This is a genomic window from Paenibacillus melissococcoides (assembly GCA_944800085.1).
GTDB lineage: Bacteria > Bacillota > Bacilli > Paenibacillales > Paenibacillaceae > Paenibacillus_B > Paenibacillus_B melissococcoides.
Genome location: CALYLO010000004.1, coordinates 357,398 through 370,917, shown reverse-complemented (window position 1 = coordinate 370,917; position 13,520 = coordinate 357,398). Strand labels below are relative to the sequence as shown.

Here is a 13,520-nt window from a genome sequence, read left to right as displayed (position 1 = left end):
TTCATACTTAATGGGCACCACATTCATTGCTTTACAATGCGGGCATTTTGCAACTGGATCCGGAAAGTCATCGAGATTAAAGCGACGAGAGAACCACCTTTTACAATTCCCGCATCGTATATCAAACTTAGGACTTCGACCGAAAAGCATACTCACGGACATGTTCCAACCGTCGAGCCCACTGGCTTTAACAATTTTCATTTCGTTCATAACTCCAATTCCACAGCCCTTGTTGTCCCTTGGCTGGGATTGGCTTCGGCAGTTGGCGGATTTGTATCAAGTCCCAAGCGTATCGTCCGTCGTCGTACCAGCCAAATGCCTCCTCTTGCTTACCAATTGGGTCTTCTCGCATCGTGTTTCCACCATCTTTTTCAAGCACTACGTCTCCTCGCAGACAGCGACTGACTTCCCAGCAGTCAACAATCCGACATACCGCCACCACCGCCCCGGTCGGCAGGTTGTCCGCCGTATATCCGTGGCGGGCAAGCACGCTTCGAAAAGGCTCCTGCTCGCAGGCTTCACGGTCGATCTGCTTGCCGGCATGGATAGCAAGGTCACCGCGGTGCTTTGTCGCCCAGCTGCGTGTCTCAAATTGTTTCGCTCCAAGGGCGATCAGCGTCGCCCATGGCTGAATGATTGTTATAGCTTTCATGAGTCCCCAGCCTCCTTGGCATTCAGCCAATCGCAGTATGCCTGGCATTCTTCAACTGTTTTGAACAGAGCTTTGTACGTGTCCATTTTTTCATAGTCGTTGGAAGTTGTTTCGCTAGTCACATATGAAATGGTCCTTCCTGAAAAGCTCATAATGTCTTCGTGCTTGTTGGCTTGGCACACGTAACGGAGCACCAATCCATTACAGTCACCCCAGGTTTGGACTTTAAATTCGTAGCACACTGCCATACCTGGCGTATATACTAGTTTCGCTTTCTTACACAAGCAGTCTTCTGAAAGGGGATTACCTTGCGGACTTTTAAAGTAGATACGTCTGTATGCATCACAATTCTGGCACTTTTCACCTTGAACGTATTCCCAATTGACCGTGTACATGTCCATCGACATACCTTCCATCAGCTTGCTAAGTCGTTCGTTCCGCACCTCACGAAGAATGCTTTTCTTTTTCTGTTCAAGTTCCAATTCTTTTTTTCGATATTCAGACTTGATTATTTCGAAGTTTTGCTTTACCACTTGCAGTTCCGCATTCTCTTTCCGCAACCGTTCCATTTCCGCCTTATATTCATCCTTGACGGCGTTTACCAGCGATTCCTTTAACGATTCGATCTGCTGCTCGAATTCCGATGGTTCATAGTAAAAATCATCATAGTAACTCATTTCCCCATCTCCTCCTGTATGCGGTCTATGGCCCTGATCGCTCGTGAACCAGCATCTTCTTTCAAAGCAGATATAAATTCGTTCCCTTCAAACTTCCCTTGGATCCAATTAACTGAATCAGCGTACCATTCAAGTTCACGTAATGCCTCAGATAATAAGAATTGATAGTGGGCAGCAAGCTTTTCATATTCGAAACGCTCTTCTCTCAGGCGTCTAATTTCATTGTGCGATTCGCGAAGCGCAACATCACGATCCGTTATCATGGCCGGGTAGGTTGTGTAAACTGCTTCTCGTAGTCGCACAACTTCCGCCTCAAGCCCGCATACGTAACAGTCAGCCTTGATTGGCAGCCCGTGTTTACAAGAACTCGTCTCGAGGTGTTCTAAAAGCTCTTGTAGACCTGACAACATGCAATGTGCATATGCTGATTTATTCATCTTGGCTCTCCTCCTAATAGCCCGCATTCCTCGTATCCCTTTCGCATATACGGGAATTTTGATGAATACTCGCGGGCATGGTATTTTCGTACTGCCAAACATAACGAATCGTATAATTGCATGTATTTCTTGCGATTCTCGGGCGTAGTCAATGGGTGCTCTATCATTTCAGCGCCCTTTAGAATGCGTTCCAGCGTCTCCTGATACTGCTCCTCGTTTTGGATTTCCATGTCATTTCACCTTTTTCGTCTTCGGCAGTTCTTTCGGGACCTCGACGAATTTCTGGTACCACCACTGGAATTCTAAGCGGAAGCGATTCACTCCCACATTCCGCCCCTTGGCAAAGATGGAATCGATCATCTTCTTGGTTCGGTCCGGCTGGTCGTTGTGGTTGTACCAAAGGAATTCTACAACGTCGGCATCCTGTTCGATGCTGCCGGACTCTTTCAGGTGGCGGAGCTTCGGCTCCTCGTTATCGACGGAACGGTCGAGCTGTGATAGCAGGATGAAAACCAGCTTGTTGCGGCGGGCGATGTGCTTCGCGGTCCGCGTAACTTTTCCGATAGCCTGCGCCCGCGTCTCGCTCTTTTTCTGCGGTATCTCCATGATCTGGAGATAGTCCACAATGACAGCAGCCACTTTGCCGTACCGCTTTCGAAACTGCTTGACCGTGGCGCGGATTTCGTCGATGGTAACGCCGGCGGAGTCCTGGACGTGGATTGGCAGCCGCTCGATCTTGTAGTAGGCCATCTCGATCTTTTCCCATTCCTTATCCGTGAAGCCTTCCGGACCGCCTTTGTTGATAAGGCGAGGGTAGTTCACGCCCGCAACCATTGATACCATCCGGTCTTTCACTTCGTTTTCGTCCATTTCCTGCGACCAGATGAGTATGGCGCCCGCGCCTGGATTAAATTCGGCGATGCCATAGGCCATCTGAAGGGCCTTCGCCGTCTTCCCGACACCCGGCCGTCCGGCCAGAATGTAGAGCCACCCGCGCCACAACTGAGCCCATTCGTCGTATTGTTTGAACAACCCTGTCTTGAGTTTTGCCGCCTTCTCCTTCAGGTGATTAAATAGTCCTCCCTGGACTCTTTAAAGCTTCTCATCTTCGTGAAGGTGGTCGGCCTGAGCTCCAAAATCTCTTCCTCAACCGCGGCCAAGAATTCCTCATCCGTTTCAAATTCTTCGCCAGCCATTTCAATCAGCTTATTCCCGTATTCAATTGCCCGCCGACGGATAGCTTTTGAGCGTACGATTTTTGCGTAATATTCGACGTTCGCGGCCGACGGCGCCGAGCCAGCCAGCCGTGAGAGATATGAGACGCTGCCCATATCCTTCAATCGATCGAATTTTTGAAACTCGCTTGTTAATGTCACAATGTCGATAGGAATATCATTTTTTGATAGATGAAGCATGACCTCGAAAATCAACTTATGCTGCTCATTTGCAAAGTCCCTCGGGGATAGAAACATAATGTCATTGATTGCTGCGGAATCCAGGAATATGGAGCCTAGCACCGCTTGTTCCGCCGCCAGATCATGAAGTGTCGTCATATCTGAAATCATCTGGGTTTTCACCCTGCATCACCCATTCCCGTAATTTATCATCGTAATCCAGTTGCTGCTGCCGTTCCCGCGTGGTCGGCATATGTGGCTTCTTTTTTTCCTTTTGCATAGCAAGTACAAGCTTCGGGAACTGCTCCCTAAATTTCTTTGCAGATAGAACCTTGTCCATCCAAAAGTCGTCTTGCACCACCCATTCCATTACCGCAAGAATCAGATACTTATCCTTTTGGCCGTCGCGCTCAACAAGCAACTGAAAATCCTTCGCCCAGCTTTGCATGTTTGCACGCTTGGTCAAGTGCTGCAGCCCATGTTCAGCGGCCATGGCATCCACCTTTTCCCGGAAGTAGGTGGCCATCTTGTAATAAGTGCTGTCCTCCGCGAACTTCTCCGGCTTCTTCTTCGTCGGCTTGGCGGGCGGCTGGGTGGCTTCCGGATTGTCTCCGCCTGTATCCGGTTCCGGCGCCGCCCCCGGCCCGCTCTCATCCTGGTACTCGCTCCAGTTGAGGACAGTCACAATGCTATGGCTGCGGTTGGAGCTAATCATGACCATCTCTTCGCGTTCAAGCACCTGCAGCATTCGCCAGATGGTCGCGGGGCTGCGTTGGTCTTTCTTCTGCAAACCATCGTTAAACTCTCCCGCTAATGAGGTCCGCCCTGTGGTAAACTGCCCCGCTTGTAAAGGAATTGATTTTTTTCCTATGAATTGTCGATAGGGCTTGTGAGCGGCTTTTAATAAGCAGAGCATCCATAGTTTCAGGAAGAATGGATCTTTGAATATCATGTTGTCTGCTATTTTCCTGTGAATCTTGATCCATCCCGCCTGCACCGCTCACACCCCCTAAACAACGTGTAAATAATAATGCTCCCCTGCCTTGAGTCCCTTCGCCCGCAGCGCCCGCTTCACTGTCATTTCGGCGAGCGCCGGCATATTGTTACTGCTGCTCATGTGCGTCAGATAAATATGCTCCCCCTTGCCTCGCAGCAACCGGGCCAGCGCTGCCGCCGCGGCCTGATTCGACAAGTGCCCGGTGTCGGAGAGAATCCGGGACTTGGTGATCTCCGGATACTCCCCGTTGGTCAGCATATCTACATCGTGATTGCATTCGAAAACATAGATATCGCTGTCTTCCATGGCCTTCAGCATCTGCCCCGTCACCGTGCCGGTATCCATCATGATGCTGACTTTCGTATCCTTATCCTGCACTGTAAAGCCAAACGGCTCATATGCATCATGGGAGACGGCGAAGGGACGAACTCGCATTATTGAATCATCGAACGCGTTGAACATAATCAGTGCATCCGGACGCATGGGGGAAGCCGTTTCTACGTCCCCTATGCCTTTCAATGTCCCCGCGCTGGCATGTACCGGGATCTTGTACTTTTCGGCCAGGGCGATGCCTTTGATGTGATCCCCATGCTCGTGCGTGATGAAAATTGCCTCGATCTTCGTCGGGTCGATCCCCTGCTGCAGCATGATTTTCTCGATCTTGGTCTTTGGGAGGCCTACATCAACCAGGATGTTGACCTCTCCGTTACCGAGCCAGATGCAGTTGCCGGACGAACCGGATGCGAGAACCTTGACCTGTATCATTCCAGTGGCTCCAGCCCGCTAGCGGCTGCGGCGATGTCCTGCTGCTCCTCGATCTCCAGTTCCATGATTTTAAGGAGGCCCGTAAGCTCCTGCAGCGTTGGCTTGTCGCCCTTCTGCTTCATGCGCTTCGCGGTGTACTCCGCCATTGCCTTTTCATCTGTGATGCCCAGCTTTTTGAATGCCGCTACGATCTGCCGGCGTACCTTCTTTGTCTCCGTGTCATCGGATGGCGGTTGTGGTTGCGGTTTCGGCTTCGTCAGCTTCTCCGGCTCCGATTGGCTCGCCTCGGCCGTGATGTCGCGGCGCGCTGGTGGCTCATAAGATGGCGTATTCTCAAGCGAGTTCGGCTGGACGTATTCATCTTCTGAAACCTCAATCCCGAACTGACGCTTGAACGCTCGCTTGATTGCATGCTTCACTACCATGTCATCAAAGTAATCCCGCCACATATCGCCGTTACGTCCTTTGAGCAGGTGTTCGACCTGATCCCTCCGCACAATGACCAATACATTTGGAGCATTCTCACGATATGCGATGCAGTACGCGCCGATCGTTTCCCCCGGGTTCATCACATCCGGTTCGTGCTCGACTTCTCCGGTATGAATCTTTGCCTTGAAATGATCATTTTGTCGGATTTATGCGGCGATAAATCCCTTGTATTGTGGATGTTTCTTAGCCAAAGCAACGACACCTTCTACGGCGATCTGGATGCTCATCACAGGGCCGTTCTTGCCGTTGTACACAATGCAGTAAATCTGATTCAGAAATGGATTAAGTCCGGAGCGTGCGCATGTTTGAACGAAAAGCGCAAACTGCTCATCCGTTGTGCCGCGGGCAATAGTAGATTTTAAGGTGTCGAGCTCCGACTGCGAGAAGCCGCCGACAACCGCTTGTGTATTGATTTGAACTGCTGTGGATTTGCTCATTTCTCTCATTCCCCCATTGGTATAATGCGTTCCTTGTTTGTAAATCTATGAATTAAGTGGAGCATGCCGCCGACGGACTTTGCGACAAGCCATTTTTCAGGGCTAAGCCCTGCCCACTCGATAGCGCTCTTCTGGCGACGCGTTGGCTTTTTGCCGTTTTTCAAGATATCTCGCCCCCTACTAGTTGAGATATGGAATGCCGTTCAGCAACTTCTTAAAATCAACCAGTTGACTTCGTTCGATGCCAACAACGGTTGAATCAATCTTGTCTGCCTGTCGTAGCCGTTCCCGATAACTTGCAGGCACCCGTCTACTATGCCAAAGGTTGTTCGTGACCATCACCTTACGAACTTCCCCGTATTCAAGTGGATATGTCTTAGTGACTAAAAACCAACATCCGCCGAAGCCAAGGAAGCTGCTATTGGGATCGGATACTTTCGGGCCGTCAAAATAATAAATATTGGTATCAGTAATGAGAGCTTCACAAGGCGAGCCATATCCCTTGTTGATTGTGAACTCTTCCCCTTTTGGCGCATTAAGAATGCTTTCGAAGACGTCCTCACATTTCACGCAGATGTATTCGCCGTGCTTCTTTTCCTGTTGGTCAATTTCATTTGGCGGTGTAAAACTTCTACCCCACCCACATGCGACGCAGCTTTTTATGTCTATCACTGACTACTGCACCTCCTGAACCGTAAGCGGCATGTCCGCTACACGGCATTCTATCAATTGACTGTTAGGAGCTTTGTATGAGATGATCGATTCAGCGTTATCAACGAAGACTGGTGCTGCAACACCGCTTTGTTGGCTCAAGACGCTGATAAGTTCGAGCCCTGCCAGAATCTTTTCTGCTGTGGATAGCTTCCGGTAGGGCTTCCCATCCATTTCAACCTCGAAGTGCGGCTTCTGCTCGCCGTCCGTCTTGTTCTCTTGGAATAACTTCAGCGTCAGCGTTTCGAACAACCCGCCGACCTTCTCCGCCATCAGCTCCGCTTCCTTGGCACGGAATGCCTTTATCGTATCGAGAATGAACACCGACTCCGTATAGCTGTCGTGGATAGCCTTTTCGTCCTGCTTGGCCTCTTCGATGGCGAGCGCCAGGCGATCCTGTGCTTCGAGCGCCTTCAGCTCCGCTTCGATCTCGGCGCGCCGCTGGAAGAGTTCGGATGTATCATCAACCTCTATCACCTTCAGGACCGCAAGTTCCTCTTTCATTCGGGAGTATTGATCAGATAACATCTGATATCTGCTGCGGAATTCATCCATCTGCTTCTGTTTGTTCCCCGCGGCAACGGCAGCCGCTTCCTCGGCCAGCGTCTGTCCACACACGGTGCAAGTACCCTCAACCGGTTCCGCCTTCATTTTCGTAAAGTCTTCCCGGACTTTGTTCGCTCCGTCCAGCGTCACTTGAAGTTGAGTCTTTAAGCGCTCGATCCGGCTGTTGTTCTCACGTGCTTTGGCTTGTTCACTCTTGATGTTGGCGAGTTTTTCGTCCACCTCGCGCAGCTTCTCGGCGAGCGCCGCGGAGTCGATACCGTCGATGTCCGGCATAGCATGCAGCTGCTCCTCCAGCGTTTTTGTGCGGCTCTTGGCAGCGATTAGCGCCTTGTCTTGTTTCCGGCGGTTTTCTTTGTGCTGTGCTTCGAGGTCATCAAGAGATTTCTTCTTGACCAACGCGGCTAGCTTGTCCGCCTGCGGCGCAGGCAGTTGGGCGAATACTTCCTTGTTCGATGGCGGCAGCACATACCGCAGCAGTTGTGCCCGCTGCTCTTCCCAATGTTGCGTAAAGAAATAGGTTGGCGTGAATAATGATAGGAATAATTGCTTGTCGAACAATTGCTCAACGAACGCTTCATATTCTTTTGCCTTTTTCGGAACCTCATTGATGTAGAAGCGCGCTGCCTTTCCTTTGGGAAGCACCCTGCTCAGAAGGATTCGTTTATCATCAACCGTCAGCAGCAAATGAGCCTCGACCTGCTCAAACTCATATGTAGTCGGTGATGGGTCTGTTTTGCTACCGAACGTGTCCACTCCGTAAAGAGCCCAGGGAATGGATTCGCCGATGCTGGATTTTCCTTCGCCGTTTGCGCCAGTGATGCGTGTGATAGGCCCAAAGTTGACGGTTAGGTCCCTATGGTTTTTGAAGCACACGAGGCCCAATTTATTGAATGTGATTGCCAAGCTTACCCCTCCCCTTCCGCGATCTTCGCCTTACATTTTTGACAGACCGGCTTGCCCTTGAATGAATCCATCCGCTCTAGGCTTTCGCAGAACGTGCAGCTTGGTGCATATTTGCGAACGGTTATGCTGACACCATTCGATTCAATTGAAACGGCCGTTCCCTCCGGCATGCCCAGAGTGGACCGTAATTCTGCCGGAATGACGATCCTGCCAACATTGTCAATGTGTCGGACGATGCCCGTCGTTTTGCTCATGCTTCTTCCCCCCCTGCCGCGATGGTAACGGCGCCCATTGAGTCGGCCAGGCATTCAAAACTGCAATACAGTTCTTTCCCTTTCCTTACTACATTCTGGCCGACATAAATTTCACCGCCGCATGGGCAGTAGTCGATAACCTCGGCTTCCTGCGGATCCGGTAGCCCCTGTTCAAATCGATCCATGTTTCATTCTCCTTTCTTAGCCTTGTGCTTCAGCAGCTCGTATTGCTGGCGGTAGACCCGGCGCATTTCTTGAGATTCCGCCGTTTCCTCCAGTTGTAGCAGGTTCAAGCATACGCGCATTCTTTGCAGCTTCGACATTCTCCATCACCTCCCGTTTATAATCTGAACCCCATCTTCTCTGCCTCCACCGCGGCCCATCGTCCGAATGGGTAGCGGTCCGAGTCGATGCAGGCACGTTGGTATCTCTCGGCCAGTTGGTCAAGAATTTCATCAGGAATCGGCATTGTGACCACCTCCCGGATTCTTGATGATCTTTAATAGCTCCTCAAATTTGCTGGCGTAGTAGTGAGGCTGTGTCTCTCTTGGGTTGGCCGGGCTAATGATGTTCTTCCCGTATTTCAACCCTGTCTCAGTGAGGGACTTGAACATCTTTACTCCGCCTTTGCTGGAAGGCCGCTCCCGCTCCTCCAGCAGCCCGTGTTGTATTAGCAGGGTGTTGAACCTTGCAGCCCCGAACGGTGCACCATGCTTTTTCAGCAGGACTGTCGCTGATTCCGTAACATCCTCATTGACCGCGTATGCTGGTAATGGAACATTGAGGCGATGCGCTTTAGCAAAGTCGCCCATCAGCTTGAGCTTCCCGCTTTCCGGCAGCCGGAGTATATTGCTCGCCGCCTCAAGGAACATCATCTCTTTTCGGAAATGTAGCGTGTCGGCCGATTCCCTGACCGGGTGCGACTGCTCTGCATCCAGTAAGTAGCTCCGCACCGTCTGGGCAATGGTGCTGTCCCGTAAGAGCATTCCGATGCGGAGGACTGCCCGCCGTGGGATGACAGTGAAGGCCGATGCATTCTTTCCAATTAAACCCATGTCCTTAAAGGACTTCAGTTCATTTCCCGTCAATACTCGCAACCCGTCAGACTCCAATTCTCCTCTGTTGTCTTTGATGCAAGAATTAATTGCTTCTTTTCCTACTTCGTAATACTCCGCGGCCATCTCTACGCTTACATGCAAGTCATCCGGCAGCATTGTCAGCTTCTTTACCTTTTCCAGTACGTCTGTACGGTCAATGACCGATTCCCGCAGTGTCTTGCTTTCGATTAGCGCTTGTTGATTCATCTGTTGCTCCCTCCCCCATGTCTAAATATCCGGCGACTTTCATAAGCAGTTCGTAATCCAGACCTAAGCCCTTTGATAGTTTCCAGATTGTTTCCGGACGCGGCGATCTTCGCTGTCCGGTTTCGATTCTTGAAATTTGGGCCACACTCACGCCAGATGCAAACGACAGTTTAGTCAATGTCATTTTCTTGCGCATCCGTTCCTCTCGAAGGAACTTTCCGAATGCAGTTTGTGAATCCGTGCCTGACAGAATCCAGCTTCTGCTTTCTATCATTTTTGCTTTTCGGATTCTTGCATCTATTCTGTAGTAAAGCTGAATCCATCTCTTCCAACTGACATCCCCCGGCTCCTTCGCCCAACAAGGGCTTTGCGGATGGAACTCAATTGAGGTCCCTGCCCGTTCGGCCGTCCTAAGCAGCCGCTCTTTCGAAATTTTGGTTCTGCTCATAGTGGCACCTCTGTTTCCACATCCGTCAACTCTTGCTGCTTGCTAACACCATTCTGTAAACTTTGTGCAACATCATGTGTAAAAAAAATTTCTCGTGGATCCATTTGAAAAACTTTAGAAATACGTAAAGCGATGTCAATAGATGTATTCGCCCCATTCTCAATCGATGAAATGGTCGCTCTGGAAACACCAATGAGATCCGCCAATTCATCTTGTGTTAAATCAAAGTCTTTGCTTCGCCGAAGGTATTTCACAATATTGTTCATCCTGCATAATTCACCTCTCTTTCTGTTGCACATTGTTTACAAGTTCAAGTCTATTCCAAAAAAACACGAACATCAATTCTATTTTTTTAGGAAAATTTATGTTATACTTTTCTTTTTGTAAATTTTGTTTTACAATATGTATCAGGTTTTAAGTATCATTGGGATTAAGGAGTTATGTAGATATGAATGAATTAGGCGAGTTTCTAAGGGAACTGAGAGGGAAAAGAAGCCTCAGGGATATTGCGGCTTTGACCGAGTTGAGTCACACCTACATCGCAGACATTGAGAAAGGTTACCGGCGAGGTACTAACAAGCCTATAAAACCCACCCCTGAGACATTAAAGAAACTTTCAGAGGCATATAACTACTCCTATTTTGATCTCATGGAAAAGGCCGGATACTTGGATGATTTGACTGACGAAGAAAAACACCCGTTTTTTCTTGATTCAGAGTTGAACGAAAAGTTACGTGATCGCTTCACTAAGCTCCAGAGTTTGATCAAGAGAAAACATGTAAAGTATGACGAGTTTTTTAATTCGATGGAGAAAATAATCACTAAAGAAAAAGTTAAAATGACAATTAGCATTCTTTACAGTGATGAAAACTTCAAGGCATTCTGTAGCAAAATTCAGCAAAGTAATAGTTCCCGCTTCAAGCATTCAGTTCTTGAAGCCGTGGAATCACTGATTCAACAGGCTGAAGCAAATGAACCCGTGGGCATGAACTTCTACGGTGGATCAGAAAAATATACTCCAGATGAAATTGAGGTAATGGAGGCTGCCTTGAAGGCATACCGTGAGCAGAAAAAGAAATTGATGGAGCAAATAAAAGACAAATAAGCCCTAAGCGGGCTTTTCCTTTCCTCAAAAAACCGAACACACTTTCGCATATCAAGGGGGAACATCATGGATTTGTCGCTGTATCGAGAAACAGAACTGGAACAATGGGTGTACCATCAATACCACCAACACGGATTCAGGCAGCCGTCCGATCTGGATATCGACTGCATCGCTGCGGCATTCGGCATCGACATCATTTATTACGATCATCACTCTTTTTCTTGTAATGTCTCAGGCGTCATCTTCCTGAACAAGCATTTAGACGAAATACAAATGCGAGATATTTTCTTTCATGAACTATGCCATGTGCTCCGACATGTTGGCGATCAACGAATCATGCCCAGGCTGTTCGAACAGCGCCAAGAGATGGAATCAGGGTGGTTTCAACGGTATGCAGCTATGCCGTTCTACATGATCAAGCAGTTGGGACTGCCGCCAACTCAGCGTGAAGCAATTTTTACATTAGCACAGGAGTTCAGGGTATCTCATCAACTGGCAAAAGACCGGTTGCATCAGATCGAGCGTCGCCTTTTTGAAAGTCGGCTTTGGGAAGAAAATAGAAAAATGATGGAGCCGCAGAAAGAAGAACAAAAGGCATGGTCAATAGAAACTTTGCGGATTTTAAATCAATTAAATAAGCAAATGGGGGCCAAGGCATGAGGCTAGGAGTTATATCGGATTTTTATACATACGGCATCAACCAAATGAAATTAATCATAAAACTCTCAGGAAATGAGGATTGGACACGGGTATTGTTCGTGCATCCTGTGCAGCCATTCGAGGAATTTGATCCGTTGGATCTAGGGGATGTCGTGGGTGCTTCGGTGTTGCTGGAGGATCTGATAATAAATCGAGATGCACCGGGACAGTTTGGGATCAACCTGCCTCAGATCGCTACCCGCTCCGGGACCCACGAGATCGAGCAGCTATACATACAATTGTCGGATGTTGAGGAGGTTCTTATTATGACTTCATGCAGGAAGAACAGGTAAACAAAATTACATTTATTACATAGTTATCATTTTTTCTGAATGGTACAATACCCCTGAAACCAATTTAAGGGGAGGTAATATGTTTGAAGCGAATTACAGCTTTATTTTTGGGGCTGGCTCTGATGTTGAGCGCTTGCGGCGGCACCTCGGTAGACACCGCGCAGATGTCGACATCTTCCAGAGAGGAAGACTACAAAAACACATTAATGTTAGAAGTAAAATATTACTTATTACAGGGTGAAGACGAGTCCCATGATTCTAGCGTAAAAGCAATAAGAACATTTTCTGAAGAAGTTTCTTTACCTGACAGAGAAAAGTTTTTACAGATAGCGGAGCATATCGAAAAAGGCGAGGTCGAAGAGGTAAAGAAGCTTTACGCCGAGTTGGGTGGAGAGGCTCCACCACAATCTAAAAAAACGGATACGGAAAAGCAAGCTGCCATTATGGCTCTCCACGCCATGAATTTATATTTACAAGCTGGGACTGGTTTGCCAGCAAATGATCGAGAATCGGTAACGAAGATCATAAATTCCAATGTCATTCTGATACAAAAAAGCGATTCCGAAAAGTTCATGCAAGCGGCCCGTCATATTGAAGAAGACAAATATGAGGACGTCGAGAAAGTTTTCAAAGAACTACTTCCGGAATACATAGCAGAGAAGAATAAAGAGACATTCGACAAGATGGGAGATTTGAAATCTGAATCAGAACTCAAAGATGCTATAGACCAACTGGTAAATGCAAAATAGACTAAGCCCCGGAACTATTCCCGGGGCTCTTTTTGTTCAGGGATTCGCTTGATAAATTCGTCTCTAATCAAACGCTTTTGTTCTTCGCTCAATTCTCCCTCTCCATCTAATGGAATATCGAGATCTCGGAATATACGCTTGAGATCTACCCCGCCCCATTCGTGTTGCAGGTATAATTCGGCCATAAGACGGATAATTGATGCCTGATATTCATCTTGGACTATTTTTCCGTCCTGCATTTTGTACCCAAAAGGAACGTTCGTTTCTCCCATGTTTTTTGAGCCCGCCGCATCCTGTTCTTTGTCCCATTCGATCAACTCGCTTACGTCATCGAGCTCCAATGCGATCATTAATTTCTCCAGATTCTCCGGCACCCAATGCTTCGCCGTATTTTTCACCATATCGCTGACTGTATTCCATCGAATGCCTGTCATTTCGCTAAGCTCTCTCGTGCTTTTGATTCGTTTTTCAGCCATGATTTGCTCCAATTTAAGTTTGAGCATCAGAATCACCTCAAGTCCAGTATACCCATTATCGAAAAATCAATCAACGTTTTTCGATAAATTATTCAACATATCTCGTTGACATTCAACGCATATCGTTGTATAATTGAAGTGTAGAAAGGAGGTGACCAACTTG

At 48.3% G+C, this 13,520-nt stretch carries 21 protein-coding genes and 1 pseudogene; 4 read left to right on the top strand and 18 right to left on the bottom strand.

What is annotated here, in order from left to right:
* Positions 1–187 precede the first annotated feature (187 nt).
* The 17 genes and pseudogenes from OCY70_RS16460 to OCY70_RS16380 all read right to left on the bottom strand — a co-directional run bounded on the left by OCY70_RS16460 (position 188) and on the right by OCY70_RS16380 (position 10,301).
* Positions 188–652 carry an ASCH domain-containing protein gene (locus OCY70_RS16460; RefSeq protein ID WP_213427754.1) on the bottom strand — a complete coding sequence of 155 codons (465 nt, stop codon included), beginning with the start codon at positions 650–652 and terminating at the stop codon, positions 188–190.
* Complete coding sequence (locus tag OCY70_RS16455) at positions 649–1,329, bottom strand: hypothetical protein (RefSeq protein WP_213427755.1); 681 nt, start codon at positions 1,327–1,329, stop codon at positions 649–651. Before OCY70_RS16455 ends, OCY70_RS16460 begins: the two co-directional genes overlap by 4 nt.
* Positions 1,326–1,766, bottom strand: a complete 441-nt coding sequence (locus OCY70_RS16450) for a hypothetical protein (protein ID WP_213427756.1) — start codon at positions 1,764–1,766, stop codon at positions 1,326–1,328. Before OCY70_RS16450 ends, OCY70_RS16455 begins: the two co-directional genes overlap by 4 nt.
* 231 nt (positions 1,767–1,997) lie before the next feature.
* The gene (locus tag OCY70_RS16445) at positions 1,998–2,798 is read right to left on the bottom strand and encodes a DnaB helicase C-terminal domain-containing protein (protein WP_261944987.1); all 801 of its coding nucleotides are present in this window, start codon (positions 2,796–2,798) and stop codon (positions 1,998–2,000) included.
* 29 nt (positions 2,799–2,827) lie between these two features.
* A complete protein-coding gene (locus tag OCY70_RS16440; RefSeq protein ID WP_249724899.1) occupies positions 2,828–3,331 on the bottom strand; it encodes a DnaB-like helicase N-terminal domain-containing protein in 504 nt (167 codons plus the stop codon).
* Complete coding sequence (locus OCY70_RS16435) at positions 3,303–4,157, bottom strand: hypothetical protein (protein WP_213427757.1); 855 nt, start codon at positions 4,155–4,157, stop codon at positions 3,303–3,305. Before OCY70_RS16435 ends, OCY70_RS16440 begins: the two co-directional genes overlap by 29 nt.
* Before the next feature lie 12 nt (positions 4,158–4,169).
* Entirely contained in the window at positions 4,170–4,922 is a 753-nt protein-coding gene (locus OCY70_RS16430; RefSeq protein WP_213427758.1) for an MBL fold metallo-hydrolase, read from the bottom strand.
* Positions 4,919–5,848 (bottom strand): annotated as a pseudogene (locus OCY70_RS16425) (RecT family recombinase). The gene OCY70_RS16430 and the pseudogene OCY70_RS16425 overlap by 4 nt, the downstream one beginning before the upstream one ends.
* 5 nt (positions 5,849–5,853) lie before the next feature.
* On the bottom strand, positions 5,854–6,012 hold the full coding sequence (locus OCY70_RS16420) for a DUF6906 family protein (protein ID WP_213427759.1): 159 nt from the start codon (positions 6,010–6,012) through the stop codon (positions 5,854–5,856).
* Positions 6,013–6,028: 16 nt separating this feature from the next.
* Positions 6,029–6,520, bottom strand: a complete 492-nt coding sequence (locus OCY70_RS16415; protein ID WP_213427760.1) for a hypothetical protein — start codon at positions 6,518–6,520, stop codon at positions 6,029–6,031.
* A gap of 3 nt (positions 6,521–6,523) precedes the next feature.
* Positions 6,524–8,029 carry an AAA family ATPase gene (locus tag OCY70_RS16410; protein ID WP_213427761.1) on the bottom strand — a complete coding sequence of 502 codons (1,506 nt, stop codon included), beginning with the start codon at positions 8,027–8,029 and terminating at the stop codon, positions 6,524–6,526.
* 2 nt (positions 8,030–8,031) lie between these two features.
* On the bottom strand, positions 8,032–8,283 hold the full coding sequence (locus tag OCY70_RS16405) for an AbrB/MazE/SpoVT family DNA-binding domain-containing protein (RefSeq protein WP_213427762.1): 252 nt from the start codon (positions 8,281–8,283) through the stop codon (positions 8,032–8,034).
* Positions 8,280–8,468, bottom strand: a complete 189-nt coding sequence (locus OCY70_RS16400; RefSeq protein WP_213427763.1) for a hypothetical protein — start codon at positions 8,466–8,468, stop codon at positions 8,280–8,282. The genes OCY70_RS16405 and OCY70_RS16400 overlap by 4 nt, the downstream gene beginning before the upstream one ends.
* Positions 8,469–8,471: 3 nt before the next feature.
* A complete protein-coding gene (locus OCY70_RS16395) occupies positions 8,472–8,606 on the bottom strand; it encodes a hypothetical protein (protein ID WP_261944986.1) in 135 nt (44 codons plus the stop codon).
* A 132-nt stretch (positions 8,607–8,738) separates the two neighbouring features.
* A complete protein-coding gene (locus OCY70_RS16390) occupies positions 8,739–9,587 on the bottom strand; it encodes a hypothetical protein (RefSeq protein ID WP_213427764.1) in 849 nt (282 codons plus the stop codon).
* Positions 9,535–10,035, bottom strand: a complete 501-nt coding sequence (locus OCY70_RS16385) for a helix-turn-helix domain-containing protein (RefSeq protein ID WP_249724900.1) — start codon at positions 10,033–10,035, stop codon at positions 9,535–9,537. The genes OCY70_RS16390 and OCY70_RS16385 overlap by 53 nt, the downstream gene beginning before the upstream one ends.
* Positions 10,032–10,301 carry a helix-turn-helix transcriptional regulator gene (locus tag OCY70_RS16380; protein WP_213427765.1) on the bottom strand — a complete coding sequence of 90 codons (270 nt, stop codon included), beginning with the start codon at positions 10,299–10,301 and terminating at the stop codon, positions 10,032–10,034. The genes OCY70_RS16385 and OCY70_RS16380 overlap by 4 nt, the downstream gene beginning before the upstream one ends.
* A gap of 182 nt (positions 10,302–10,483) precedes the next feature.
* Between OCY70_RS16380 and OCY70_RS16375 the strand changes: the two genes are divergently transcribed.
* The 4 genes from OCY70_RS16375 to OCY70_RS16360 all read left to right on the top strand — a co-directional run bounded on the left by OCY70_RS16375 (position 10,484) and on the right by OCY70_RS16360 (position 12,881).
* Positions 10,484–11,140, top strand: a complete 657-nt coding sequence (locus tag OCY70_RS16375) for a helix-turn-helix domain-containing protein (protein ID WP_249724902.1) — start codon at positions 10,484–10,486, stop codon at positions 11,138–11,140.
* A gap of 66 nt (positions 11,141–11,206) precedes the next feature.
* A complete protein-coding gene (locus tag OCY70_RS16370; protein WP_213427766.1) occupies positions 11,207–11,800 on the top strand; it encodes an ImmA/IrrE family metallo-endopeptidase in 594 nt (197 codons plus the stop codon).
* On the top strand, positions 11,797–12,132 hold the full coding sequence (locus tag OCY70_RS16365) for a hypothetical protein (protein WP_213427767.1): 336 nt from the start codon (positions 11,797–11,799) through the stop codon (positions 12,130–12,132). The genes OCY70_RS16370 and OCY70_RS16365 overlap by 4 nt, the downstream gene beginning before the upstream one ends.
* An 83-nt stretch (positions 12,133–12,215) precedes the next feature.
* Positions 12,216–12,881, top strand: coding sequence for a hypothetical protein (locus OCY70_RS16360; protein ID WP_261944985.1), 666 nt, complete (start codon positions 12,216–12,218; stop codon positions 12,879–12,881).
* 14 nt (positions 12,882–12,895) lie between these two features.
* Here the strand turns inward: OCY70_RS16360 and OCY70_RS16355 are convergent, their stop codons facing one another.
* Positions 12,896–13,384: a helix-turn-helix domain-containing protein gene (locus OCY70_RS16355; RefSeq protein ID WP_213427769.1), complete on the bottom strand. Its 489-nt coding sequence runs from the start codon at positions 13,382–13,384 to the stop codon at positions 12,896–12,898.
* Positions 13,385–13,520: the final 136 nt, after the last annotated feature.

Coding starts and splice junctions, on each gene's coding strand:
- OCY70_RS16460 (WP_213427754.1), bottom strand. CDS start 652: ATGAAAGCTATAACAATCATTCAGCCATGGGCGACGCTGATCGCCCTT.
- OCY70_RS16455 (WP_213427755.1), bottom strand. CDS start 1,329: ATGAGTTACTATGATGATTTTTACTATGAACCATCGGAATTCGAGCAG.
- OCY70_RS16450 (WP_213427756.1), bottom strand. CDS start 1,766: ATGAATAAATCAGCATATGCACATTGCATGTTGTCAGGTCTACAAGAG.
- OCY70_RS16440 (WP_249724899.1), bottom strand. CDS start 3,331: ATGATTTCAGATATGACGACACTTCATGATCTGGCGGCGGAACAAGCG.
- OCY70_RS16430 (WP_213427758.1), bottom strand. CDS start 4,922: ATGATACAGGTCAAGGTTCTCGCATCCGGTTCGTCCGGCAACTGCATC.
- OCY70_RS16405 (WP_213427762.1), bottom strand. CDS start 8,283: ATGAGCAAAACGACGGGCATCGTCCGACACATTGACAATGTTGGCAGG.
- OCY70_RS16400 (WP_213427763.1), bottom strand. CDS start 8,468: ATGGATCGATTTGAACAGGGGCTACCGGATCCGCAGGAAGCCGAGGTT.
- OCY70_RS16395 (WP_261944986.1), bottom strand. CDS start 8,606: ATGTCGAAGCTGCAAAGAATGCGCGTATGCTTGAACCTGCTACAACTG.
- OCY70_RS16390 (WP_213427764.1), bottom strand. CDS start 9,587: ATGAATCAACAAGCGCTAATCGAAAGCAAGACACTGCGGGAATCGGTC.
- OCY70_RS16385 (WP_249724900.1), bottom strand. CDS start 10,035: ATGAGCAGAACCAAAATTTCGAAAGAGCGGCTGCTTAGGACGGCCGAA.
- OCY70_RS16380 (WP_213427765.1), bottom strand. CDS start 10,301: ATGAACAATATTGTGAAATACCTTCGGCGAAGCAAAGACTTTGATTTA.
- OCY70_RS16375 (WP_249724902.1), top strand. CDS start 10,484: ATGAATGAATTAGGCGAGTTTCTAAGGGAACTGAGAGGGAAAAGAAGC.
- OCY70_RS16370 (WP_213427766.1), top strand. CDS start 11,207: ATGGATTTGTCGCTGTATCGAGAAACAGAACTGGAACAATGGGTGTAC.
- OCY70_RS16365 (WP_213427767.1), top strand. CDS start 11,797: ATGAGGCTAGGAGTTATATCGGATTTTTATACATACGGCATCAACCAA.
- OCY70_RS16355 (WP_213427769.1), bottom strand. CDS start 13,384: ATGCTCAAACTTAAATTGGAGCAAATCATGGCTGAAAAACGAATCAAA.